Consider the following 24,635-nt stretch of genomic DNA (forward strand, 5'->3'; position numbering starts at 1 on the left):
TGATTGTGAAAGAAAACTCTCACCTCTCAAAGCACCTTAACGCGGTGAACGGCAGTAGTTAACTGCACTCCGGATTAGCTTTCTGTTATCCTTCATCGAGAAATTCTCTCAGCCATGGAATTTCCTCTCTTTCGAATGGACTATAACATACTTCTTCCATCAACATCTTACATTATTTAAATAGATATAGTCGAATTATAGCTAGATTTTTGCTCTTTTGTCAATATCAATGTCTAACAGTATCAACAAATTCAGCTGAAACTATACCTTATCTGCCCTATGTCGGTTCATTAATAGTTTACGTGCATGTATAAGACTAATTTTTAGGATTGCCAAAATCGGAACAGCCATAATTAAACCAATGATACCGCCAGCTTCTCCACCAGCTAGTAATGAAAGCATAATAATGAGGGGGTGCATATGTAAGCTTTTCCCTACAATTAAAGGAGATAATATATTCCCTTCCACAAATTGCAATACAACTATAATAATTAATGTGATAATTACCATTTTGACTGACAGGGTCGCTGCAATAATCACCGCTGGGACTGCACCAATAATTGGACCAAAATACGGAATAATATTGGTTATTGCAATGATAAAACCAAGCAACAATGGATACTTCATACCGAACACCCAAAATAAAGTAGCTGAAATCACCCCGATTACTAAACATACAAGGAGCTGCCCACGAATATAACCTCCGAGTGACTTATCAACATCTCTTATAAACAAAACAGCTTCTTTTCTCCATCTTCTTGGCGTTAAGTACCAGACTGCTTTTTTTACATCCGTATAATCTTTTAAAAGGTAAAAGGAGATAAATGGGATAATAGCGATGATTAAAGCATAATTAAGAATCTCAAGCAATATATTAATTGCCTTTGTTAATAATTTATCTAATGCTGCTTCAATATTGTTAATCCCATCCTCTACACGTAATTGTAATGTTTCTGGCCATTCAGATGTGCGTTCTTGAATCAAAGCAATAAAAGAGCGATATTGCTCGGCAAACTCTGGCGCATGATCAACTAAATCATTTAGTTGATGAATAAAAGCCGGAATCCCTTTATACAATCCGTAGCCAACACCACCAAAAAATAATAAATAAATTCCTAAAGCTGCTAATCCTCTGTGCATACCCGTTTGATGTAACTTTTCAACAATAGGGTGTAAGAGATAAGTAAAAAATGCCCCAAGTAAAAACGGAATCAGCACAACAAGCAGTAATTTTAAAAGAGGGAGCCATAATTCTTTTAATTGAAAAAAGATATAAAGTAAAATGAGAACAAGCAAAACAAAGCCTAAACGGTACAACCATTTCATACGAACGTCCATGCACTACGCCTCCCTTTACTATCTTGAGAAGAGAGCATATGAATTATACATACAAGTTAAATAAGGGACGGAATGGATTCATTTATTGACATAGCACAGGTACGAAAAAACGTCCCCAATCTATTTGATTGAGGACGCCAAAACATTTAAAACATTTTCATTACTTTTCTTTGTATTTTTTTCATATCTCTTTTTGAGACGATGTTATTTTTCTGCATATAGCTATATGCGGCTACACCTGCGCCTATGACAGCTGCTGAGGTTAACATTTTATTCATCATATGACACCTCTCATAAGAATTTTTATGAAGAAAAACGACGCTCTTCTTCATCAAATAAGTCATCTAAAGAACTTAAAGACCCATCTTCTTCCACTTGGTGAGTGTGAATAATTCCTTTAGACAATGAGAGTTCGATAAAGCAATTCCAACAGTAATATTGATTTATGCCAATCTTACCGACATCTTTGCTTTGACAATTAGGACATTGAAGCATCATGGAAAGGACACCTACCTTATTCTACATTTACAATAATGGCATCCTTTCCAATCGCTGGTGCGCAACTAGCTTTAACTACTTTCTTTCCTTCAAGTACATCAGAAAAGAAGCCATCTGATAGTTCATACCCTACGATTGTGCCCAATTCTTCATTGAAATATACATCTTGAAGAAGTCCTAAGCGATCGCCCTCTCTTGTCATCATCATTCGGCCAGCCAGACGATTTTCACTAGCAATTGTAAAATCACTATGCTTTGGTATAGCTGTTAATACATCACAACTCTCAATCATCACACCATCCCAACCAAATGAGTACACATCTTTAATATCTAGAAAAAAGGATTTACGAATAAATGAGTGGTTCTTCACCCATAGTCCCTTCACTAATCCTTCGGGTGAGATGAAGAGATCATTCACTTCACCTATTGTCCTACCGTTATTCAACACGATTACCGACAAGCCTCTTAATAAGGAAAATGTTCGCAAAAGTTACTCCCACCTTCTTTGAACATTGTTATTTTGTTCAAAGATGGTGCGAGTCATTCTTTTTCCAGGTTGGCAATTTGTTTTATGTATATAGGTAAAAAAATAAGATGAGAAAAATCTCTCATCTTAGTCTAATCAGCCTCTAAAAAATCATAAGGTGTGATATTTTCCATTCCTATCAACGGGTCGACTTTCATCAAATAATCTTCATATGTTAATGATTCATCTACAGCTTCAATGGTCTCTCCTTCGAAGATTTCATCTTTTAACTTCAATCGTAAGTTAGATCGCCTCGATTGATCATCCAATCGTTGTATACCCATTTTTAACGCTTCTTCATCACCGCATAATATAAGGAACTGCTTGCTTCGTGTAATGGCAGTATATAATAAATTCCTCCGTAACATCCGGTAATAACTTTTAACGACCGGAAGAATAACAATCGGAAACTCACTGCCCTGTGACTTATGAACGGAACAACAATAGGCATGAGTGATTTGATTTAAATCCTGTTTTGTATACGTTGCTTCCACTCCGTCAAAAGAAACAATAACCATATCTTGTTTCTCTGTGTTCTCCTTTGCATAAAATATGGAAATAATTTCACCCATATCACCGTTATAAACGTGGTTTTCAGGTTGATTGACTAATTGCAACACCTTGTCTCCAATGCGATAGACAACATCACCAAAAGCAATTTCCTTTCTACTACCATCTTCATTAGGGTTGAAAATTTCTTGGATCATTTTATTAAGGCGATCAATACCTGCAGGACCACGATACATCGGTGCAAGTACTTGAATATCCTTTGCTAAATACCCCTTTTTCTTTGCATTTCGCACTACTTGCCCGATAACCGTGCCAATTTGACCTGGTTGGCATTGAAAAAAGGAACGGTCTTTTTGTTGCTGAGTAATATTTTGCGGCAATCTTCCCTTTTTCATTTCATGTGCTAACTCAATAATTGACGAGCCTTCCGATTGCCTATAAATATCTGTCAACATAACCGAAGGGATACGTTCAGAAAGTAATAAATCTCTTAATACTTGACCTGGGCCCACAGATGGTAATTGATCTTCATCACCAACAAGTATGACTTGCATTTCTTCAGGGATCGCTTTAAAAAGTTGATTGGCTAGCCATATATCAACCATGGAAGTTTCATCAACAATAAGAATTTTCCCTTCAAGCGGGTTTTCTTCATGATGGTCAAAACCCTCACTTCCATTCCAACCAAGCAATCTGTGAATCGTCACAGCTGGTAATCCTGTAGATTCTGCCATTCTTTTCGCCGCTCTTCCAGTAGGTGCAGCTAATAAGAAAGGAAAAGGCTCTTCTTTTTTATAGTCTTTCGGATTTAAACTACAGCCATGTAATTCACCATACAATTCAACAATTCCTTGAATAACCGTTGTTTTGCCCGTACCTGGACCACCAGTTAAGATCATCATTGGCGACATTAACGCTTTTTGAATGGCATCTTTTTGAGATGGCGCATACTGTACCGAAAGTCGCTCTTCTAATTGTCCCAAAGCAAGGAGGAATTCCGATTCAGGAAACTGTTCATTAAATTCCGTTTGATTGAGTATACGTTTGATATTTGTAACGATTCCCTTTTCAGAAAAGAAAAGAGAAGGTAAATATAACTGCTGTCCTTCTGCAATCACTTTTCTCTCTTCTCCGAGCTTTAAGATTGCTTCACTAATCGCCTCGTAAGGGATTACCTCAGTCGCTTTTTCCTCTAATAGTTTTTTGACAGCAGGGAGTAATTCTTCTGCTTCAGCATATACGTGACCTGCCTGTGCACTTTCACTATCAAGCACATACAAACATGCTGCTTTAATACGGTCAGGATGACTACCTGACATTCCCACTTGTTGTCCAATCTCATCTGCCCGATGGAAGCCAATCCCTTCAATATCCTCTACGAGTTGATAAGGTTTTTTTTGCAAAATATCTATTGCTTGATCTTTATATGTTTGAAAAATCTTCATAGATAGTTGTGGACCAAAACCAAGTTGATTGAGGTGAATCATGACTTGTTCAATTCCTTGATTCTCCACAAGTGTGTCGTATAAAACTTTCGCTTTTTCACTTGCTAATTTTGGTATCCCATCTAATAATGAAGGATTATTTAAAATGCTATTGATCGCATTTTCTCCAAGCTCGTCCACGATACTTTGTGCCGTTTTCTTACCAATTCCTTTAAAGAGGTCACCTGATAAATAATTAACGACACCTTCTTTTGTTTGAGGCATTTCTTTCTTGTACTGCTCTACATGGAATTGCAACCCAAACTTTGGATGTTCCTTCCATTCCCCTATAAATGTATAGGTCTCCTCTTCATGGATTTTCGGTATGTAGCCAGTAATGACCGCTTCTTTCTCTTCATATTGTGCATTTGTCTCTAGCACCCGAATACGTAAAACCGTATAAAGATTACTCTCATTATGGAAAATAGTCACAAGATGCTTGCCCTTTACATACGTTTTTTGTTCAGCAAATAAATCTAAAGAATTCTGCTCATCCATCCCATATGCTCCTTCCTTTTTAAGCGCATCTTGTTTTTTATCTTATGCTTGTTTTTCAATCATTTTCTTACCGTAGCCGGCAAGCATATGATCCGGTTGTATATCCAATGCACGATTAAAATGAGCGAGTGCCTTTTGCACGTCTTCTTTAAAACCATAAGCGACACCGAGATTATAATGAGCATCTGCATGTTCCTCATCTAATTCAATACATTGTTGTAGTTGCTTAATGGCTTCATCTATTAATTCTAATTGCGCTAAGCAAAGACCATATTGAAACGCCGCTTCTGCATCCTGTGGATTTAATTCAGTTGCACGTTGTAAGTATGGTAATGCTAATTTCCCTTGCTCTAATTGCATAAGGGAAATACCTAACATAAAATAATTGTCTCCATGGTCGATTCCTTTTTGCATCGCTTGTTCAAACATATTTTTAGCCTCGTCAAATTGTTCTTTTTCAAAAAGTAAATTTCCGACACTATAATAAGCAACACCCGCGTTTTCATCAAGTTCAATTGCTTTTAGAAAAAACTTCAATGCTCGTTCTCCGTCGCCAACGGCTGATAAAACATTACCAAAATTGATATAAGAAACCGCATCCTCAGGGTTTTCATCAATGGCTTCCATAAAAATCTTAGCTGCTTCTTCCCATTTACCTTCTTGCATATATTGAATACCTTGTTGGTTTTTATCCATTATTTATCGACTCCATTTCTATCTCTTTACTCTTCGAAATAGTATAGCATATTTTTCGTTATGACTTCATTCACAGGCTAAACGTTCAGGCATAATTTGTTTAGGTTTTTAGAATTGAACATAATATAGTTGGTACACGGCTTGATTTTCCAGCTTCTCCAAAGAATGAGAGGAGAAAAGTTAACTTCGATGATTTGCGGCATTTGTGCGTATCCATTCTAGACTCAGTAACTTGTTGAAGATTTATCATAAAAACGTGGGAAAAATAAAAAACCAGGCAATCAATTTGCCTGATTTTTTATCCTACATATGTGAGTTGACTACTATTAATATATACTTCATCAATTGTTGCTCCGCCTAAGCATTCGTCACCGTTATAAAAAACAACTGATTGGCCAGGGGTAATCGCTCTACTTAGCTCATGAAACTTCACTCGAACTTTATTGTCCGCTAAGCGTTCCACCGTTACATTATTGTCTGTCTGACGATATCTAAATTTAGCTGTACATTCAAATGTTTGTGGCATTTCTTTTTCAGATACCCAACTTACATTCACAGCTACAAGGGAATCGGAATATAATTTTTCATGATGAAAGCCTTGTCCTACATAAAGAACATTCCTTTTCAAGTCCTTACCAATCGCAAACCAAGGCTCACCTGCGCCACCGATCCCTAAACCATGTCTTTGACCAATTGTATAATACATTAAACCATCATGCTTACCGACTACTTTACCATCAAATGTCTCCATATTACCTGGTTGAGCTGGTAAGTAGTTACCTAGGAATTCTTTAAAGTTTCTTTCACCAATAAAACAAATACCTGTACTATCCTTCTTAGTAGCTGTTGCTAAATTTGCTTTTGCCGCAATTTCCCTTACCTCTGACTTTTTAATATTGCCGATTGGGAACATTACTTTTTTTAATTGATCTTGCGAAAGCTGATTAAGGAAATACGTTTGATCTTTGTTTTCATCAAGGCCACGAAGCATTTTTACTTCGCCGTCTCTTTCTTCTACACGCGCATAATGACCAGTTGCTAAATAATCAGCACCTAAATGCATCGCATGTTCTAGAAACGCTTTAAATTTTATTTCCTTATTGCACATGACATCGGGGTTCGGTGTTCTACCTGCTTTATATTCTTCAAGAAAGTAGGTGAACACTTTATCCCAATATTGCTTCTCAAAGTTGACAGCATAGTATGGAATACCGATTTGATTACATACGCGGATTACATCTTCATAGTCTTCCGTCGCTGTACATACACCGTTTTCATCGGTGTCATCCCAGTTTTTCATAAAAATGCCGATGACATCATAGCCTTGTTCTTTGAGAAGGAGTGCAGCTACCGATGAATCAACGCCACCGGACATCCCAACAACAACTCGCGTATCTTTTGGCGCTTTTGTCATTGTCTTCACCTCTCTTTGCTATACTTTATTTATGCCTGAAATCGTTGCACGATTTTACTTACTTCTTTTCCAGCTACACCTGCTTGTTCTAATGTATTACCATAGCCAAAGCTGAACCTTATAGAGTTAGCTAACCGCTCATCTCCTTTACCAAACATCGCGACCAGTACATGCGATGGGTCTATAGATCCTGCTGTACATGCAGAACCACTAGATGCGGCAATCCCTACCAAATCCAAATTAACAAGCATAGCTTCCACATTTGTTCCTGGAAAGCTTAAGTTTAATACATGAGGAAGTGTTTCAGCAAGCGAACTGTTTTGCTTAAACTTTATTCCATTTTCTATCAATGTTTGCAAGAACATTTCTCTTAATTGTTGAAAGTGCGTACTTTTAGCCACTCTATTTTGTTGACTTACTTTCACTGCTTCTAAAAAACCAGCAATGGCAGGTACATTTTCCGTTCCAGCTCTACGCTTTCTTTCTTGCTCGCCCCCAAACAATCTTGAAGGAAGGGAAATGTCTTTCCGGCAATATAGAAATCCAATCCCTTTTGGACCATTTATTTTGTGAGCTGAAACAGAAAGTAAGTCAATATGTGCTTCATTCACATCTATAGGCAATAGGCCATAAGCTTGTACCGCATCTGTATGAAAGACTGCTTGATGATTAACGAGCAGTTTACCTATCTCAGCGATGGGCTGAATGGTACCAACTTCATTATTCGCATACATGATGGTAACTAAAATTGTATCATCTCGTAACGCTTTCTTAACAGTGTCTACCTCAATGACCCCTTCATTGTTGACTGGTAAATATGTTACTTCAAACCCTTCTCTTTCAAGCTCTTCGCACGCATGTAGTACTGCATGATGTTCAATTTCTGAAGTGATGATATGCTTACCTTTATTTTGATTCGCTCGAGCTACTCCAAAAATAGCATGATTATCGGATTCGGTTCCACCACTTGTGAAAATAATCTCGTTTGCAATAGCTCCAATACTTGATGCCATTACTTCTCTTGCCCGATCAAGTACTTGTCTTGCTTCTCTACCAAAAGAATGAATGCTTGATGGATTTCCGTAATCCTCTTGCATCATTCGCATCATTACTTCAATTACTTGAGGATGCATCGGACTTGTTGCCGCATGATCCAAATAAATTCTTTCCACTTTTTTCACCTTCTTGCCAATCTGTTAAATATAAAACATATAAGCATCGGATTCACCATTATCTTTATGGTTTGCTAAATCCTCAATCGTTGTATTATCCAATACCTCTTTCACTGCGTCACGTATACGCATCCATAATTCTCTTTTAGCTGGTTCTTCATTTTCTATCCCTTCAACTGGACTAATCGGACCCTCTAATACGCGAATAATATCGCCTGAAGTGATCTTTGATGGTTCATCTCCAAGTATATATCCGCCATAAGCTCCTCTTATACTTTTCACAAAACCAGCATTTCTTAAAGGAGCAATTAATTGTTCTAAATAGTGTTCTGATAAATCATTTGCTTGTGCAATTGTTTTTAATGAAACGGGACCTTCCCCATATTTCTTAGCGAGTTCTATCATAATCGTTAATCCGTAACGACCTTTTGTCGATATTTTCATTCCCGACACCTCTATTCATCTTTATTCTCTCTATAAATTCCATCGTTACCTGTTATGAGGCAATCGATACTTTTCTTTCCTTCATTCGTGCAAGTAACTTATTCGTAAATCGTTGACATTGTGGTAATGCTGCACCGACTATTGGACCAGTAGCCAAGCTTAAAACGATTGTCCCCCAAAAAACAGGACCGCCAAGCTGCCAACCGATAACTAACACAATAATTTCCATACTTGACCTTATATAGGCAACTTTCCAACCTGTTCGATTCATTAATGCCATCATTAAACTATCCCGTGGCCCAGTACCTAAACGAGCTGATATATACAAGCCCATACCATAACAATTAATTAAAAGACCACCAGCAAACATAATGAACTTTCCCCAAATCGTTTCAGGAGTGGTCATAAACGGTAATAATAAATACAAATCAATAAAGATTCCAATAAGAATCATATTAAGATAAGCACCTGCTTTTGGCATCTCTTTACCAATGATTGCCGCAATGGCAAGTACAAGAATACCAACAATAATAGACCAGGTGCCAATTGATAACCCTAATTGATAATACAAACCTACATGCAATACGTCCCAAGGTGTTGCGCCTAAATCTGCAACAATAAGGAGTACAATTCCTAAACTCATTACTAATAAACCGAGTAAATAGATAATAAACCTCGGTCCTGTTTGCCCTATTTTATTATTATTGATCATTTGACAAGCCCTCACAGGATAGATTATTTTTAATCTTTTTTCTTACGCCCTCCATTAAATGGTAGAATACTCTTTAATAAGTAGTTGGATAGGTTAAAAACATTTTTCTTCACAACATATAAATAGACCTTGCTATTATAGCACATTTGCAAGCGTTAATCATTTTAGCTATTTTAATTTTATGATATGTTATCAAAAGGAACAGGATAAGCCTCTTATCTAATTAGGAGTGATATAGTTGAGTATCAAACCGTTAGCTTTTCGAATGAGACCAAGAACAATCAATGAAATTATTGGTCAACAACACCTCGCGGGAGAAGGTAAAATTATTCATAGAATGGTAAAAGCGAAACAACTATCATCGATGATATTATACGGACCACCAGGAATTGGAAAAACCTCTATTGCTAGTGCAATAGCTGGTAGTACTAAATTCGCTTTTCGCACTTTAAACGCAGTGACAAATAATAAAAAGGATATGGAAGTCGTAGCAGCCGAAGCAAAGATGTCAGGTAAGGTTATTTTATTATTAGATGAGGTTCATCGCTTAGATAAAGCAAAACAGGATTTTCTTTTACCTTATTTAGAAAATGGCATGATTACCTTAATAGGTGCTACTACTAGCAATCCTTATCATGCAATTAACCCCGCCATCAGAAGTCGATGTCAAATTTTCGAACTAAAGCCATTAGAAGTGGAAGAGATTAAAACGGCATTAAAAGTAGCTATTGCTGATGAAGATAGAGGGCTGGGTAATAAGACAATAGACATAGAAGATGAGGCATTAACTCACTTTGCAACTGCATCTGGAGGCGATGTTCGTAGTTCGCTAAATGCGCTTGAATTGGCAGTGCTTTCAACTGAACCAGATGACTCAGGTACTATCCTCATTACACTTTCAGCTGCCGAAGAATGCATGCAAAAAAAGAGTATGGCACATGACAAAGATGGTGATGCACATTACGATGTTTTATCTGGATTCCAAAAATCCATTCGTGGAAGTGACGTGAATGCCTCCCTTCATTATTTAGGCAGATTAATTGAGGCAGGAGATATGGTTAGTATTACAAGAAGACTATTGGTTATCGCTTATGAAGATATCGGACTTGCCTCCCCCCAAGCTGGACAAAGAACATTATCAGCCATTGAATCAGCAGAGCGGTTAGGTTTCCCTGAAGCAAGAATTCCGTTAGCTAATGCAGTGATTGAGCTATGCCTTTCACCGAAATCTAATTCAGCTATTATGGCGATTGACCGGGCTTTATCAGATATACGTGCAGGCATTAGCGGTGAAGTTCCAGATCACCTAAAAGACGCCCATTATAAAGGGGCGAAAGAATTAGGTAGAGGCATTGACTATCAATACCCGCATGATTATGAAAATGGATGGGTAAAGCAACAATACTTGCCTAATAACATTAAGCAGAAAACTTATTATGAGCCAAAAACGAACGGTAAATTTGAACAAGCTCTTTCCAATGTTTACAAACGGCTACAACAGTAAGATTCTGGCTAAAAAAGATAGTAAATCCACTCAGTTCTAAATGTTTGAGTGGATTTTCCTCATTTGTTAACAATAAAATACTTGGCAATGCCTTATCTATCTCTTGTCACTCTGATAAGTAACGCAGAACATATCTTTTCATCACCACTTATTTCCACTCAAAAAAAGAGAAAACGTGTTATTTTGCATCGAAGATAGTTGTTGGAATCTCTTGTGAAAGTAAAATAAGCTCGGACACAGTTACCCCTTTAAATTCAATATTTTTCATTGTTTTCAAGATTTCCTCTAGTGCAAACACTGTCTGTGAACGATCACCACCAGCATCATGTAAAACAATTATATCTCCAGGTTTCATCGCAGTAGATACGTGATGAAAAATAGGATAAACACCAGGGTTCATCCAATCTTTAGGATCTTGATGCCAAGACCACATCGTTACTAAATAACCTTGTTTTTTAGCTGTATTCATAATAGTATCATTGTATATTCCTGCAACTGGTCGATATAACGTCATTGATTTAGAAGTAATGGCTTTCACAACCTCCTCTGTCTTTATAAGTTCTTCTGTCAATTTATCTTCTTTAATTAAGACATCATATCCGTGGTTATACGTATGATTAGCAATTTCATGACCTCTTTATTTATACGCTGTATCACCTCAGGGAAATCCTTTGCTTTTTTCCCCACGACAAAGAAAGTCGCCTTTACTTGATATTTTTTTAATAAATCTAAGATTTGCGGCGTGTATACAGGATCTGGTCCATCATCAAATGTAAGTGCTACATAATTTCCTTTCATTTGGCAAAAATCCCAAATGGCTAGGCCCAATTGTTCGTATTCATCTCTTTCCTTAATCGAAGCCTCGCTAATACGAAATGGTATAAATAAAATCATTATAAAAACGAGAAAAAACCACTTTATCCTCATGACCCCACACTCCTTCAATGATTATTTTGGCCATTTTACCCATAAAAATAAGCTGCTGGAAATTTCCAGCAGCTTCTAGATTTTATCCAGCTATATCTCTTTTCTTAAATATGATAAATGCAATGATTTGGAATATCAGAAAATAAACAATCAACATGATAACGGAAAAAGTTAACGTCATTCCTGGTAACATCGGTGTTCCTTCAAAGTACTGAAACAGATCGGTATTAGCAAATAAACTATATTTCGCCCAATCATACTTCATCGCAATGAGGTGAGTAATTTGTCCACCAGCAAACATAAGGAAAATAGATAAACCAATTGCTAATGAACTACTTCTGAATGCTGATGAAATCATAAAGGCCATCGTTGCTAGCATAATGTTTTGAATGGATGATAAACTATACACATTGATTAAATGCAAAATCATTGACTGTTCTTTTACTACTCCATCTTGATATAAGAGATACGGTTCACTACCACCTAAACCAAATAGAACGAGGCCTAATATGCCAGAGAACATGAAAAGTAAAAAGAGCAAACTGAAACCAAATAACAGCACAGTTATGTACTTGGAGAGAAGAATTTTACTTCTAGTAATTGGGCGAATGAGTAGCAGTTTAATCGTTCCCCAATTAAATTCACTTGCTACAATCCCTCCAGCAATAATAATCATAAACAAACCGGCAAAATCTATTAGCGAAGACATATCAGATATAAAACTCAGTGCCTCGTAATCTCCATTTGGTGATATATTGTTTTCGATGCGATACTCATTAATGGCAATGATCTTTTCATAGCTTTCTTTTACATCCTCTGGAAGCATATCTCCGGAATTCTCCAGCTCCTTCTCATAGGAGTCTATCTCCATTTGTAACCCTTTTTGCCATTGCTCATTTGGAGGGACTGATCCTTGTACATCTTGGTATTTCATAAAAGCACCTGCTACAGCGACGATAAAAAGAAGAATGCCAATCATTACATAAGTGCCACTTCGTTTAAAGATTTTCACCCATTCGTTTCTAATTAATGAGAACATCGCTTATTCCGCCTCCTTCTGTAGTGTTGTCACTTCAAGAAAGCGGTCTTCCAACGTTTTCGTCGTTTCTTGAATACGATATATATTAATTCCATCATGAACCCACTCTTTCACCAATAAAGGGATATCCTCTTTTTGTGCTCGCAGCATAAGCGTATTTCCCTTCACTTCTGCTTGCTGTTGTGGAATTAATCTATTGACAGCAAACATTGCTTCTGTTGGATGATCGACGTCAATTTCATATTCCTTTGCTCCTCCTTCTACTTGCTCATGGACAGACTGAATCGTAATTAATTTACCTTTTTGAATAATACCGACTCGATCACACATCATTTCCATTTCTGATAGTAGATGACTAGATACAATGACTGCCATTCCTCTTTCTCTTGCTAACTTCCTTACATGGTCACGGATTTCACGAATACCAGCGGGGTCTAATCCATTTGTTGGTTCATCCAGAATTAACACTTTAGGGTCATGTAACAAACATTGAGCTAACCCTAGTCGTTGCCGCATACCTAAAGAATAAGTCTTCACCTTATCATGTATTCTCTCAGTCAAACCAACAAACTCTACTGTCTCCATAATTTTTTCTTTTGTAATTCCCTCTGCCATTTTTGCGTAATGGAGGAGATTTTGATATCCACTCATAAATTTATACATTTCTGGATTTTCAACAATCGCTCCTACATGTTGGATTGCCTTCTCAAAGTTTGTTTGCACACTATTGTCAAGAATTTTAATATCACCTTCACTAATGCCAATTAAGCCAACAATCATCCGAATAGTGGTTGTTTTACCCGCACCATTAGGGCCTAGAAACCCAAAAACCTCTCCTTCCATTACTTCAAAACTTAAGGAATCAATAATTTTTCTCTTTTTAATGATCTTTGTTACATTTTCAATTTTAACTACTGCTTTCATTTCTTTTCCTCACCCCTTATATGTTTCTTTCATCCATTCTTTGATAGACAGCCCTTTTTCTTCTCTTATTGTTTCTACATGATACTGACCAAGAAATTTCCCATCTTCTATCATAATCAATTCGTCAAGGACTGTTTCAACTTCTTCTATTTCATGTGTAGCCATTAGCACTGTTTGTTTCTCAAAATCAATAAAGCTTAATAATCCTTGAACCAACGAATCCCGAACCATTGGATCTAATCCAGAAAATGGTTCATCTAAAAGTAGAATAGGTGCTCTTCTAGCAAGAGCCAATACTAATTTTAACCGTCCACGGTTTCCTTTCGATAATGACCTAATTTTTACTGAATCATTTAAGTTCATAAATTGAAGTAGTTCCATTGCTTTATCTTGTTCAAAATCAGCAAATTGGCTCTCATAAAAATTCAGCATATCTCTAACCGTAAAAGAAGGATAAAAACTGTCTGCCTCTGTTAAATAGATGACTTTGGACGCAATTCTTCTATTAGCAGGCTCGCCTAATACATTGACTTCACCACTTGAAGGATAAGTTAGACCAGAGATGAGTTTCAATATGGTGGATTTTCCACTTCCATTCGGTCCCACTAGACCGATGATTTTCCCAGGGCGTATTGTAAAGCTGATATCTTTCAAAACCTGATTAAAGCCATATTTCTTATTCACCTTATGAAACTCAATCATCATGATCCTCCTTCAGGAATTGAGATAGCCCTTGTTTCATTTCCTCATTAGAAAAGCCTAACTCTCGCAAATTATTTACATAGGATTGGATGATCTGCTTTTGCATATCTCTTTTTAAGTTCATTAACTTGGCTGTATCTTCTGTTACAAATGTTCCTTGCCCACGCTTCGCCAAGGCGACTTCCATCCTTTCTAGCTCTTGATACGTTCTTTGAATTGTATTTGGATTCACCCCAAATGTAAGGGCCATCTCACGAACAGAGGGTAATTTTTCCCCTGGAGCTAACTCTTTTCTCACAATCTGTTGACAAACCCGTTCCATGATTTGGAGATATATCGGCTGTGATGAATGAAACTCTTTCGCCATTATTACACCTCAACCTTCTTTTCGAGCAACCAAGTCGAGGTAATGAATAACAGACTAGCTGTAACGAGGTATAAAAGGATTTCTACAATGGAGATTGTACTATCAGCCATATTGAATGTGAACCCGTCTGATTGAACAAAAAAGTTGAAATGCAGCCAATCTACATTTAAATCAAGCTCACTCATATGGACTAATTGTTTGTACCAATCGCTTTCACCTATTAAACCAGAAATGAACATTTGCACAACTACTATGATAAATAAAGATACTGAGCGCACCCTTCCTAAGATTGGTACATTTTTTAAGCTATAGTAAACGAACCAATAAAAACAGAACCATAAACCAAAATAGAAAGACAAACAAGTGATAAATAATAATAAGTAAAGCGGAAGAACAACTGGTATGTTGTCATAGAATGAGACATTAGGATTATAATAATAGCTCCCTATTGCTAAGAAAATGGTAATGACTATCGACATTACAAAATAAATACTAATGGCCACTAGCTTACTACTCAATAAATAAGAACCCCGATTTGGGTTATGCAACCACCCTTGCGTCTTTGTCTCTAAATTTAAGGAATACAAAATAAAAATAGGGTAAAACAGAATATGCGCAAAAAATAAGAAGAACAGAAAAGCAGGTAAAATATTACCTTCCTTAAAATAATGAGTCAATGCTAAGCCTATTAACACGGCAAAGAACACGGTTAAAATTACGCCATAAAAGTGAGATTTCATTATCTTTAATTCTTTTACGAGCAAGCCACGAAAAGGATTCATTTTTTCCTCCTTTTTACATCTAGTGTATTAGTTAAATAGTACACCGGTACTTTGTTTCCGTCAAGCCTAATGTATGATTCTTTTTTTAAGGTAGAGGATAATAATAAATGTTTTGATAAGGAGGCTTTCGATGACACATGCATCTTGGCAAGAATCCGACGATCAACTATTAGAAGAATTGGTTAATGAGTATAGCCAAAATGGTGATTCTAAAGCAGATGCCTTTCGCATGGCAGCAAAAAAATTAGGTAGAACAGAATCAGCCTGTCAAACTAGGTATCACAATATGAAGAAGACTAAAGAAGACGCTACGAGCTTATCTATACAGAAAGTGATTGAATACTTAAAAACAACCCCTGACCTTTTATTATTATCTGAGAACAAGGCACTTTTACTGGAAAATGAGCAATTAGAGGAAAGAAATAAAGAACTTAATCAAAAATGGGAAGAAACTAGCCATCAATTAGAAAACGAGCTTTCACTTTACGAAGGACTAATGTCTGTTATGAAAGAATATCGCAAATAAATGAAGAAAGCTTGTAGTAACAATAACTACAAGCTTTTTTTTCATTTATTTACTTTCGTCATTTACACGACTAATAGGAATGTCGGCTAATAATTCCTTAACAACATAACTTGCCATAATAAGTCCTGATACAGATGGCACAAATGCATTAGAAGACGGCGGCATTTTCGCCTTACGGATTTTTGCATCATCTTTCCCAACGGTTTTTCTCACATCTTCACGAATAACGATTGGACTTTCATCAGAGAAAACGACGGGTATACCTTTACGAATGCCTTCCTTTCGTAAACGAGTACGAATTACCTTAGCAATTGGGTCAGTATGCGTTTTAGAAATATCAGCGATTTGGAATCTTGTCGGATCCATCTTATTAGCTGCACCCATACTAGAAATAATCGGTATATCTCTTTTCAAGCACTCTTTCATTAAGTGGATCTTATAAGAAATCGTGTCTGAAGCATCAATGACAAAATCAGGGTTATAACTAAAGAAATCTTCATATGTTTCTTCTGTATAAAACATTTTCAAAGCAATGACTTCACATTCTGGATTAATATCCATAATTCTCTCTTTCATTACTTCTACTTTTTGTCTACCGACAGTAGAAAGCAACGCAATAATTTGTCTATTGACATTGGTAATATCCACATCATCTTTATCAACAAGCACAAGTCTGCCCACACCTGAACGAGCAAGGGCCTCAGCTGCAAATGTCCCCACTCCCCCGATACCTAATACAGCCACTGTACTATTTTTCATTGTCTCTAAACCATCTTTACCAATGGCAAGCTCATTTCGCGAAAACTGATGTAACATGCTATTTCAACTCCATTCCATATCTATCCTACAAATAATCATACCCGTAAAAAAATATATCATACTTTCCGTTAAATACAAGTAAATCACTGGGATTTCTCATTCCTTCTTTTGAAAAAGGTGAACAGATTTTTATGGGCATATGATCTCTTTTGACCTTCCTGTTTTGGTACATATTTGTTGAGTTTTTTAAACCCTAAAAATAATGAAGTCATACGCATGCCAGGTTCTTTCTGAGGGACTTGCTCATTCATTTTGCGAAGCGCTCATACGCCAGCTTCCTGCTGAGGGACTTGCTAATACATTTTGCGAAGCGCTCACACACCAGAGTTCCTTCTGAAGGACTTGCTATTCCACTTTGCGAAGCGCTCACGCCCGGGATTCATTCTGAAGAACTTGCTATTCCACTTTGCGAAGCGCTCACACACCAGAGTTCCTTCTGAGGGACCTACTAATCCATTTTGCGAAGCGCTCACGCCCGGGATTCATTCTGAAGGACTTGCTCATCCACTTTGCGAAGCGCTCACGCCCGGAGTTCTTTCTGAGGGACTTGCTATTCCATTTTGCGAAGCGCTCACGCCCGGAGTTCTTTCTGAGGGACAAGCTAATCCATTTTGCGAAGCGCTCACACACCGGAGTTCCTTCTGAGGGACTTGCTAATCCATTTTGCGAAGCGCTCATACGCCAGATTCATTCTGAGGGACCTACTAATCCATTTTGTGAAGCGCTCACGCCCGGGATTCATTCTGAAGGACTTGCTATTCCACTTTGCGAAGCGCTCACACACCAGAGTTCCTTCTGAGGGACCTGCTCATCCATTTTGCGAAGCGCTCATACGCCAGATTCCTTCTGAGGGACCTGCTCATCCATTTTGTGAAGCGCTCACACACCGGGTTGTTTCTAACTTGCAAAACCCTTAAGTAAGTACACTATTATTCGACCACAGATAAAAAAACCTGATAACTATGATCAGGTTTTACATACAATTATAAATTGAAAGAGTCCCAATTATGCCGTCGTTATTGGTCCTTCATTTTGAACCCGCACTTAGCAGGTGGGTGTCCTGCTTCTCGCATCTGTAAGTCCTCTAGAAATGAGGCATTTACGCTTACGTAGAAAACTCCGGACTCCCGAAGGTAATATGTTCGGTCAAAATTAGGGTAGACGACGTACACATCAGGACTCTTTATGATTGAAGTAATCTTATCATAGCTAAGATATGAATTCAAGAAGTGACATATAGTTCAAAAATCACTTTTTTTACCAATTAATCTTGATTCTTTACATTCAAAGCGAGATGAAGATCATTTAATTGTGCTTCACTTACTTCCCCAGGTGCATCTGTTAAAACGCAACTTGCACTAGCTGTTTTAGGGAAAGCAATTGTATCTCTTAGGTTCGTTCTACCAGCAAGTAACATTACTAGACGATCAAGTCCTAGTGCAATCCCTCCATGTGGCGGAGTACCATAGTCAAATGCTTCAAGTAGGAAACCAAATTGCTCGACAGCTTCCTCTTTAGAAAAACCAAGAATTTCAAACATTCGCTCCTGAATATCTCTTTCGAATATACGTAGGGAACCACCGCCAAGTTCATAGCCATTAAGAACTAGGTCATACGCTTGAGCTTTTACTTCTCCAGGCTGATCAGCTAATTTTTCCAAATCTTGTCTTTGTGGCATTGTAAAAGGATGATGTGCTGCATAATAGCGACCATCTTCTTCGTCATACTCAAGTAGCGGCCAATCCGTTACCCATAAGAAGTTAAATTTGCTTTCATCAATTAATTCTAATTGCTTACCTAATTTTAGACGAAGCGCACCTAATGCATCAGCAACTACTGATTTTTTATCCGCAACGAATAGTAATAGGTCGCCAGCTTCTACACCAAGTGCTGACTGAATCGCTGCTTGTTCTTCTTCAGATACAAATTTAGCAATTGGGCCTTTTAAACCTTCTTCTTCTGCTTTTAACCAAGCAAGTCCTTTAGCCCCGTATACCGAAACAAATTCCGTCAAGGCATCAATATCTTTGCGGGAATAGGTGGAAGCAGCGCCTTTGACGTTGATTGCTTTCACTTGTCCACCTGATGATACAGCACCAGCAAATACTTTAAAGCTCGAATCCTTTACGATATCAGATAAATCCGTTAGCTCCATTTCAAAACGTGTATCTGGCTTATCGGAACCGTATCTTGACATAGCTTCATGATAGGTTAAACGAGGGAATGGGATATGAACTTCTTGTCCTTTTACATCCTTCATGATTTTAGCCATCATACTTTCCATCAACTCAATAATATCTTCTTGGCTCATAAAGCTCATTTCAATATCAATTTGCGTAAACTCCGGTTGACGGTCTGCGCGTAAATCTTCATCTCGGAAGCAACGAGCAATTTGATAATAACGGTCTACTCCACTGACCATTAATAATTGTTTAAATATTTGTGGCGATTGTGGCAGCGCGTAAAACTCTCCTGGATGCACACGACTTGGCACTAAATAATCGCGCGCTCCTTCTGGTGTACTCTTCGTTAAGATTGGTGTCTCTACATCGATAAAATCAGCATCATCAAGGAATCCTCTAATAGCTTTTGTTACTTGATGGCGTAGCTTTAATGTATTGGCCATTACTGGTCTTCTTAAATCTAGATAACGATATTTTAAGCGAACATCCTCAGATACTTCAGATTTTTCGTCAATTGTAAATGGAGGTGTTTTCGCCTCATTAAGAATCGTTACTTTTTCCACTACAATTTCAATTTTACCAGTTGTTAAGCTCTCATTAACCGTCCCTTGTTCCCTTTCAATAACGACGCCTTCAATATCTAACACATATTCGTTACGAATTTTTTCTGCTAATGCTAAAGCTTCTTGTGAAACTTCCGGATTAAAGACAACTTGGACTATGCCTGTTCTGTCACGTAGGTCAATAAAGATAAGACCTCCTAAATCACGACGTTTTTGCACCCAACCCTTTAATGTTACTTTCTCACCTATCGCTTTTTCGGTAATCTCTCCGCAGTAGTACGTTCTTCCAAACATCTATGATTCCTCCTAGTTTCTATATAGCGCAGTAAAGTCTTGGATAAATGAAGCAAGCTCCATTTCCTTTTGTTCCCCACTATCCATTATTTTTAAGTTAATCTTATTGTTTTTTAATTCATCTTCACCAATAACAGCTACATATTTTGCGTTCATTCGATCGGCTGCTTTGAATTGTGCCTTAATTTTACGATCAGAATAATCTCTTTCAGCAGAATATCCTGCATGGCGTAATTTGTGGAGCAAACCGACAGAATAATCTCTCGCCTCTTCACCTAATGCGACAATATAACAATCAATGGATTGATCAATTGGGAGTTCAACATTTTCGGCTTCTAAAGCAGCTAGAAATCTCTCAATACTTAGAGCAAAGCCAATGCCAGGTGCTTCCGGTCCACCGACTTCTTCTGTTAAACCGTTATACCTGCCTCCACCACAAAGAGTTGTTATTGCGCCAAACCCTTCCGCATCACTCATAATCTCAAAGGCAGTATGCGTATAATAGTCTAAACCACGGACTAGATTTGCATCGACTTCAAATTCAATTTCTAAGTCTGTTAAGTACTGTTGTACTTTTTTGAAGTATTGTTTGGATTCGTCATTTAAGTGATCAATAATTGATGGGGCAGTTTTCATCAATGGATGCTCACGATCTTTTTTACAATCGAGAATACGCATAGGGTTTTTCTCTAATCTGCTTTGACAATCTGAACAAAATTCATTAATACTCGGGCTGAAATGAGCAATGAGGGCCTCACGATGTTTTGCCCGGCTCTCCTTATCACCTAAACTGTTGATGACTAGTTTTAACTTTTTCAAACCCATTTCTTTATAAAGCGCCATGGCTAAAGCAATAACTTCTGCGTCAATGGCCGGATCATCGCTGCCTATCGCTTCTACACCAAATTGGACAAACTGGCGGAAACGACCAGCTTGTGGTCTTTCATAACGAAACATTGGTCCCATATAATATAATTTAACAGGCTGATTTGCTTGGCCAAACATTTTATGTTCAACAAATGAGCGTACTGTGGAAGCTGTTCCTTCTGGTCTCAATGTTAAGCTTCTTCCTCCACGATCATCAAATGTGTACATTTCCTTCTGGACGATATCAGTTGTATCTCCCACACTTCGTAAAAACAAATCTGTATGTTCAAATATCGGTGTGCGAATCTCCTGATATTGAAATTTATGACAAAGTTCTCTCGCTTTTTGTTCTATTAATTGCCATTTCTCTACTTGACCAGGAAGTATATCCTGGGTACCCCTTGGTAAACGGATTGACATATATACCAAATCCTCCTCTTTCCTAAAGCTTAAATAAAAAAACTCTCGTCCCTTGTATTTTTCAATACAAGGGACGAGAGTTGAATATCCCGTGGTGCCACCCTAGTTACAGCATAATAATTATACTGTCTCTTTATACAGATAACGCCTGCATACGTTCTTCCCCTAATAAATTTATATTTTTCAGGGAGAAACCTAAGAAGTGTTCTTTCATCAAATCATCATATAGAAATGCTTTCAGCCTATGGCATTTCCTCTCTTTTTATGTGGAGAATGATTACTCTTCTTCATCATTGGTTCAATTTATTTTATCATTTACTGTATTAAAATATCATTTTATCCTTCTTATCATAATAACCATTGTACAAGATGTCAAGTCTCCATATAGAATAGATGGCGATTTACGTTCTAGAAATTTTCTTTTTCAGTTTTCTCACATCTTGTAAGGAAATTCCGAATTCACTCGCAAGTTCAACCATCGTGGCATTCCCCTCAGCTTGAATAAAATCATGAAAGTCAACACCAAATAATTGGTTCTCGCCACTTTGCACATTCATCCCTTTTTCACCATATCTCACAGACAATCATCCTTTTACCATATAGTCTTTTACTCATGTTAGTATGGGCAAATCGAATGATATTTATAAAAATAATAAAGAAATAGACAAAAACCATGCAATTCTCCCGAATGGTTTGAAGTGGTAATTACGTTACAACTTGTTTACAAAACAGGTTGATAAACCGATATTAGAAGGGAAACGGCCACATAAAAAAGAAAGTATATATAACCTCATTTATCTTGACGAGAGAGGAAATATTTGCTTATCTTGATAAATGGCAAACAGGAAGGAGGAACGTGGTTGCAAGGCAAAAAACATCTTTGGATAACCATTTGTATGATTCTAGTGATAGCTCTTCTAATACCCATAAAAGAGGCAGAAGCTGAATCAGCAGGACAAAAGCTTCGAATTGCAACAGATAGTCTTAATGTTCGCACAGGTCCAGGATTAAGTTATGCAAGTCTAGGAATGGCGGCAAGAGACGAGACTTACACAATCCTTGATCAAGAAGGTGATTGGTATCAGATTGATTTTGAATCCGGCCAAAAAGGGTGGGTCGCCAATTGGCTTGTTGTAATGGAAACAGAAAATAAGCAAGAAAAAGAAAAACAAGTAAATAGCGGTAGTGAAAAAACCGTTACCATCAATGCTGATGGTTTAAGAGTTAGAGGTGGTCCTTCAACTGATTATCGCGTTGTTGGCGTTGTCTCAAAAGGAAAAGAATACAAAATCGTCTCCACCGACCAAGATTGGTTCAATATTACGACTGAGTACGGAAATGTATGGGTACACAAAGACTTTGTTCAAGTGAATGGCCAAACCCAAGAAGCAAGCTCTTCATCTAATGAAGAAAAGAAAACGGTGATTAAACAAGGGGTCATTACTGGTAATTCCCTCAACGTTCGTACTAGTCCAGATACAAACAGTAAAGTAATTGGTAAGTTAAATTCAGGTACGTCCGTAGATATTTTATCACAAGAAAATGATTGGACTGAAATCTCATTTCAAGGGACAAATGCATGGATAAGTAGTCAATATATCCAAGCAGGCAAAAACCAAGAAAAAAAGAAAGAAACTAATAATAATGGCACCATCACCGCTAGTTCTTTAAATGTAAGGGAAAAACCATCATTAAACGGGAACATTATCGGTTCAGTTGCTCAAGGTGACAATTTTCGTATTTTAAAGGAAGAAAATAACTGGACAAATATTGAGCTTCCAAATGGGACAAACGGATGGGTTGCTAGCTGGTATGTGAACAAAGATCAAAGTTCCTCAACGGAATCAAAATCGTCTTCATCTGTCAAAAATGTAACGATTCTGCACAATGGCTCCAATATTCGTCAAAGCGCAACGACTAATGCCACCATTGTAGCAAGAGCCAATCAAGGAGATACATTTGAAGTTGTGGGGACAGAAAAAGATTGGTATGAAATTAAATTAGGTGATGGACAAACAGGTTTTATTGCTGGCTGGATTGTTTCTAATGGCAAACAATCTCAACCAACCGACCAATCTTCTTCTACTCCAGGATTAAAAAACAAAGTGATTGTCTTAGATCCTGGCCATGGAGGAAGAGATAATGGTACAACTGGCGCATCCGGTACACTTGAAAAAACAGTAACGATTCGCACTGCTGAAAAATTGGCTGCAAAATTAAAAGCAGCAGGAGCTACTGTAATATTCACAAGACAACAAGATACATATGTTCCTCTCCAATCACGGGTAGGTATGTCTCATATGAATAAAGCTGATGCATTCATCAGTATTCATTATGATAGCATAAACGATCGAAGTGTAAGAGGCATGACTACTTATTACTATCACGATTATCAACAGCAATTTGCTGCTGATGTCCATCAAGGGATTATGTCGAAGATCGACTTAAATGATAGAGGTTATAGACATGGTGATTATTATGTTATACGTGAAAATAACAGCAAAGCAATATTACTTGAACTAGGTTATTTAAGTAACGCAACAGAGGAAATAAAAGTAACATCTGAACAATACCAAGAAGCTGTTTCGACAGGTATCTTCCAAGGATTACGTACACATTTTCAATAAGAATCTCACACCTGCCTTTTTGCTTTTAGGCAGGTGTTTTTTTATATTTATTGAACTAGCATAAATTAAGAGTTCCTTAGCCCAATAACAAAAAGAGAGTGTGTAATGTAGTTTTGCTCGTCTATGTTTGATGTTGTCACTCTAGATACACGAGCTCATTCACTTTCCTACGCTATCTTTAACGATTCCACTCTATTTGTACGATTAATCCTCTTCCTACGCTATCTTTGGCGAAATGTACGAGCAAACACATTCAACTCTCATAAACAACGCCCAATTATTAGAACAAAAAAACAACCTGATCAAATCCCCTTCAATCAAGATTTGTTCAGGTTGGGTCTTATTTTTTATTTACTTTCTAAAATGAGTGTAACGGGACCATCATTGGTGAGAGATACATCCATCATCGCACCAAATTCACCTTTTTCTACGTGGACACCTTTTCCCTCAAGCATTTCATTAAAGCGAAGATAGATGTCTAACGCTTTCTCAGGGCGTGCAGCATTCATGAAGTTAGGGCGTCTCCCTTTACGGCAGTCCCCATACAGGGTGAATTGAGATACAGAAAGAATTTCACCTTGTATATCAAGTAATGACCTATTCATTTTACCTTCTTCATCATCGAACACACGAAGATGAACGATTTTATCAGCTAAATAAGCAGCATCTTCAAACGTATCCTCATGGGTAATCCCAACAAGCAAAACAAAGCCATGCGTAATGCTACCAGTTATTTTTTCACCAACAGTCACTTTGGCTGCTTTACTTCTCTGAACAACAATTTTCAAAACTCTAGCCA

The 24,635-nt window shown here is 37.4% G+C and carries 23 protein-coding genes, 1 other RNA gene, 1 pseudogene and 2 other annotated features (1 of these 27 running past the window's edge); of the genes and pseudogenes, 3 read left to right on the top strand and 22 right to left on the bottom strand.

From position 1 onward, the window contains the following. Positions 1–172: a binding site (T-box leader), on the bottom strand (it extends 35 nt beyond the left edge of the window). 89 nt (positions 173–261) lie between these two features. From MKY26_RS10545 to MKY26_RS10590, 10 genes are all read right to left on the bottom strand, one after another. Beyond that, positions 262–1,338: an AI-2E family transporter gene (locus tag MKY26_RS10545; RefSeq protein WP_307312804.1), complete on the bottom strand. Its 1,077-nt coding sequence runs from the start codon at positions 1,336–1,338 to the stop codon at positions 262–264. A gap of 146 nt (positions 1,339–1,484) precedes the next feature. Next, positions 1,485–1,619, bottom strand: a complete 135-nt coding sequence (locus MKY26_RS10550) for a DUF3918 family protein (RefSeq protein WP_281202230.1) — start codon at positions 1,617–1,619, stop codon at positions 1,485–1,487. A 22-nt stretch (positions 1,620–1,641) separates the two neighbouring features. Further along, entirely contained in the window at positions 1,642–1,833 is a 192-nt protein-coding gene (locus MKY26_RS10555) for a hypothetical protein (RefSeq protein ID WP_095373640.1), read from the bottom strand. Positions 1,834–1,852: 19 nt separating this feature from the next. Then, a complete protein-coding gene (locus MKY26_RS10560) occupies positions 1,853–2,323 on the bottom strand; it encodes a PRC-barrel domain-containing protein (protein ID WP_341096849.1) in 471 nt (156 codons plus the stop codon). 131 nt (positions 2,324–2,454) lie between these two features. Beyond that, on the bottom strand, positions 2,455–4,854 hold the full coding sequence (gene recD2, locus MKY26_RS10565; protein WP_341096855.1) for an SF1B family DNA helicase RecD2: 2,400 nt from the start codon (positions 4,852–4,854) through the stop codon (positions 2,455–2,457). Between the two features lie 42 nt (positions 4,855–4,896). Next, positions 4,897–5,550 carry a tetratricopeptide repeat protein gene (locus MKY26_RS10570; protein WP_095372464.1) on the bottom strand — a complete coding sequence of 218 codons (654 nt, stop codon included), beginning with the start codon at positions 5,548–5,550 and terminating at the stop codon, positions 4,897–4,899. A 298-nt stretch (positions 5,551–5,848) separates the two neighbouring features. Beyond that, complete coding sequence (gene mnmA, locus MKY26_RS10575) at positions 5,849–6,964, bottom strand: tRNA 2-thiouridine(34) synthase MnmA (RefSeq protein WP_322909619.1); 1,116 nt, start codon at positions 6,962–6,964, stop codon at positions 5,849–5,851. A gap of 29 nt (positions 6,965–6,993) precedes the next feature. Continuing rightward, complete coding sequence (locus tag MKY26_RS10580; RefSeq protein WP_341096870.1) at positions 6,994–8,136, bottom strand: cysteine desulfurase family protein; 1,143 nt, start codon at positions 8,134–8,136, stop codon at positions 6,994–6,996. Between the two features lie 24 nt (positions 8,137–8,160). Then, positions 8,161–8,580, bottom strand: a complete 420-nt coding sequence (cymR, locus tag MKY26_RS10585) for a cysteine metabolism transcriptional regulator CymR (RefSeq protein WP_095372461.1) — start codon at positions 8,578–8,580, stop codon at positions 8,161–8,163. 52 nt (positions 8,581–8,632) lie between these two features. Continuing rightward, positions 8,633–9,292, bottom strand: a complete 660-nt coding sequence (locus MKY26_RS10590; RefSeq protein ID WP_095372460.1) for a YczE/YyaS/YitT family protein — start codon at positions 9,290–9,292, stop codon at positions 8,633–8,635. 238 nt (positions 9,293–9,530) lie between these two features. On the opposite strand from MKY26_RS10590, the gene MKY26_RS10595 reads away from it, so the two are divergent. Continuing rightward, positions 9,531–10,796 carry a replication-associated recombination protein A gene (locus tag MKY26_RS10595; protein ID WP_341096879.1) on the top strand — a complete coding sequence of 422 codons (1,266 nt, stop codon included), beginning with the start codon at positions 9,531–9,533 and terminating at the stop codon, positions 10,794–10,796. Between the two features lie 178 nt (positions 10,797–10,974). Here the strand turns inward: MKY26_RS10595 and MKY26_RS23390 are convergent. The 6 genes and pseudogenes from MKY26_RS23390 to MKY26_RS10630 form a co-directional block, all read right to left on the bottom strand. Further along, positions 10,975–11,723: pseudogene (locus MKY26_RS23390) on the bottom strand (polysaccharide deacetylase family protein). A gap of 82 nt (positions 11,724–11,805) precedes the next feature. Then, on the bottom strand, positions 11,806–12,762 hold the full coding sequence (locus tag MKY26_RS10610; RefSeq protein WP_095372457.1) for an ABC transporter permease: 957 nt from the start codon (positions 12,760–12,762) through the stop codon (positions 11,806–11,808). Positions 12,763–12,765: 3 nt separating this feature from the next. After that, a complete protein-coding gene (locus MKY26_RS10615) occupies positions 12,766–13,686 on the bottom strand; it encodes an ABC transporter ATP-binding protein (RefSeq protein ID WP_322909623.1) in 921 nt (306 codons plus the stop codon). Between the two features lie 9 nt (positions 13,687–13,695). Then, positions 13,696–14,391 carry an ABC transporter ATP-binding protein gene (locus MKY26_RS10620; protein ID WP_095372455.1) on the bottom strand — a complete coding sequence of 232 codons (696 nt, stop codon included), beginning with the start codon at positions 14,389–14,391 and terminating at the stop codon, positions 13,696–13,698. After that, positions 14,381–14,755: a GntR family transcriptional regulator gene (locus MKY26_RS10625; protein ID WP_095372454.1), complete on the bottom strand. Its 375-nt coding sequence runs from the start codon at positions 14,753–14,755 to the stop codon at positions 14,381–14,383. Before MKY26_RS10625 ends, MKY26_RS10620 begins: the two co-directional genes overlap by 11 nt. 2 nt (positions 14,756–14,757) lie before the next feature. After that, the gene (locus MKY26_RS10630) at positions 14,758–15,537 is read right to left on the bottom strand and encodes a hypothetical protein (protein WP_095372453.1); all 780 of its coding nucleotides are present in this window, start codon (positions 15,535–15,537) and stop codon (positions 14,758–14,760) included. Positions 15,538–15,667: 130 nt separating this feature from the next. On the opposite strand from MKY26_RS10630, the gene MKY26_RS10635 reads away from it, so the two are divergent. Further along, complete coding sequence (locus MKY26_RS10635) at positions 15,668–16,063, top strand: SANT/Myb-like DNA-binding domain-containing protein (RefSeq protein WP_095372452.1); 396 nt, start codon at positions 15,668–15,670, stop codon at positions 16,061–16,063. Positions 16,064–16,108: 45 nt separating this feature from the next. Here the strand turns inward: MKY26_RS10635 and MKY26_RS10640 are convergent, their stop codons facing one another. The 5 genes from MKY26_RS10640 to MKY26_RS10660 form a co-directional block, all read right to left on the bottom strand. Next, a complete protein-coding gene (locus MKY26_RS10640) occupies positions 16,109–16,879 on the bottom strand; it encodes a tRNA threonylcarbamoyladenosine dehydratase (protein ID WP_095372451.1) in 771 nt (256 codons plus the stop codon). 997 nt (positions 16,880–17,876) lie between these two features. Next, a non-coding RNA gene (ssrS, locus tag MKY26_RS10645) (6S RNA) lies at positions 17,877–18,065 on the bottom strand. Between the two features lie 81 nt (positions 18,066–18,146). Continuing rightward, a complete protein-coding gene (gene aspS, locus MKY26_RS10650; protein WP_341096902.1) occupies positions 18,147–19,922 on the bottom strand; it encodes an aspartate--tRNA ligase in 1,776 nt (591 codons plus the stop codon). Between the two features lie 12 nt (positions 19,923–19,934). Then, positions 19,935–21,209, bottom strand: a complete 1,275-nt coding sequence (gene hisS, locus MKY26_RS10655) for a histidine--tRNA ligase (protein ID WP_095372447.1) — start codon at positions 21,207–21,209, stop codon at positions 19,935–19,937. Positions 21,210–21,275: 66 nt separating this feature from the next. Beyond that, positions 21,276–21,512 (bottom strand) — a binding site (T-box leader). Between the two features lie 98 nt (positions 21,513–21,610). Next, positions 21,611–21,787: a hypothetical protein gene (locus MKY26_RS10660; protein ID WP_180316944.1), complete on the bottom strand. Its 177-nt coding sequence runs from the start codon at positions 21,785–21,787 to the stop codon at positions 21,611–21,613. A gap of 282 nt (positions 21,788–22,069) precedes the next feature. On the opposite strand from MKY26_RS10660, the gene MKY26_RS10665 reads away from it, so the two are divergent. After that, a complete protein-coding gene (locus MKY26_RS10665) occupies positions 22,070–23,836 on the top strand; it encodes an SH3 domain-containing protein (RefSeq protein WP_341096907.1) in 1,767 nt (588 codons plus the stop codon). A 347-nt stretch (positions 23,837–24,183) separates the two neighbouring features. Here MKY26_RS10665 and dtd read toward each other — a convergent pair whose 3' ends face one another. Further along, the gene (gene dtd, locus MKY26_RS10670; RefSeq protein ID WP_341096915.1) at positions 24,184–24,624 is read right to left on the bottom strand and encodes a D-aminoacyl-tRNA deacylase; all 441 of its coding nucleotides are present in this window, start codon (positions 24,622–24,624) and stop codon (positions 24,184–24,186) included. Positions 24,625–24,635 lie beyond the last annotated feature (11 nt).

The sequence above is a fragment of the Cytobacillus sp. FSL R7-0680 genome (genome assembly GCF_038009245.1).
Classification (GTDB): Bacteria; Bacillota; Bacilli; order Bacillales; family Cytobacillaceae; genus Cytobacillus; species Cytobacillus kochii.

Bases quoted from the DNA above. Each gene is read 5' to 3' on its own strand.
- MKY26_RS10550 (WP_281202230.1), bottom strand. From the start codon at position 1,619: ATGATGAATAAAATGTTAACCTCAGCAGCTGTCATAGGCGCAGGTGTA.
- MKY26_RS10630 (WP_095372453.1), bottom strand. From the start codon at position 15,537: ATGAATCCTTTTCGTGGCTTGCTCGTAAAAGAATTAAAGATAATGAAA.
- cymR (WP_095372461.1), bottom strand. From the start codon at position 8,580: ATGAAAATATCGACAAAAGGTCGTTACGGATTAACGATTATGATAGAA.
- MKY26_RS10570 (WP_095372464.1), bottom strand. From the start codon at position 5,550: ATGGATAAAAACCAACAAGGTATTCAATATATGCAAGAAGGTAAATGG.
- MKY26_RS10610 (WP_095372457.1), bottom strand. From the start codon at position 12,762: ATGTTCTCATTAATTAGAAACGAATGGGTGAAAATCTTTAAACGAAGT.
- MKY26_RS10625 (WP_095372454.1), bottom strand. From the start codon at position 14,755: ATGGCGAAAGAGTTTCATTCATCACAGCCGATATATCTCCAAATCATG.
- MKY26_RS10615 (WP_322909623.1), bottom strand. From the start codon at position 13,686: ATGAAAGCAGTAGTTAAAATTGAAAATGTAACAAAGATCATTAAAAAG.
- recD2 (WP_341096855.1), bottom strand. From the start codon at position 4,854: ATGGATGAGCAGAATTCTTTAGATTTATTTGCTGAACAAAAAACGTAT.
- MKY26_RS10590 (WP_095372460.1), bottom strand. From the start codon at position 9,292: ATGATCAATAATAATAAAATAGGGCAAACAGGACCGAGGTTTATTATC.
- MKY26_RS10545 (WP_307312804.1), bottom strand. From the start codon at position 1,338: ATGGACGTTCGTATGAAATGGTTGTACCGTTTAGGCTTTGTTTTGCTT.
- MKY26_RS10635 (WP_095372452.1), top strand. From the start codon at position 15,668: ATGACACATGCATCTTGGCAAGAATCCGACGATCAACTATTAGAAGAA.
- aspS (WP_341096902.1), bottom strand. From the start codon at position 19,922: ATGTTTGGAAGAACGTACTACTGCGGAGAGATTACCGAAAAAGCGATA.
- MKY26_RS10555 (WP_095373640.1), bottom strand. From the start codon at position 1,833: ATGCTTCAATGTCCTAATTGTCAAAGCAAAGATGTCGGTAAGATTGGC.
- MKY26_RS10620 (WP_095372455.1), bottom strand. From the start codon at position 14,391: ATGATGATTGAGTTTCATAAGGTGAATAAGAAATATGGCTTTAATCAG.
- hisS (WP_095372447.1), bottom strand. From the start codon at position 21,209: ATGTCAATCCGTTTACCAAGGGGTACCCAGGATATACTTCCTGGTCAA.
- MKY26_RS10640 (WP_095372451.1), bottom strand. From the start codon at position 16,879: ATGTTACATCAGTTTTCGCGAAATGAGCTTGCCATTGGTAAAGATGGT.
- mnmA (WP_322909619.1), bottom strand. From the start codon at position 6,964: ATGACAAAAGCGCCAAAAGATACGCGAGTTGTTGTTGGGATGTCCGGT.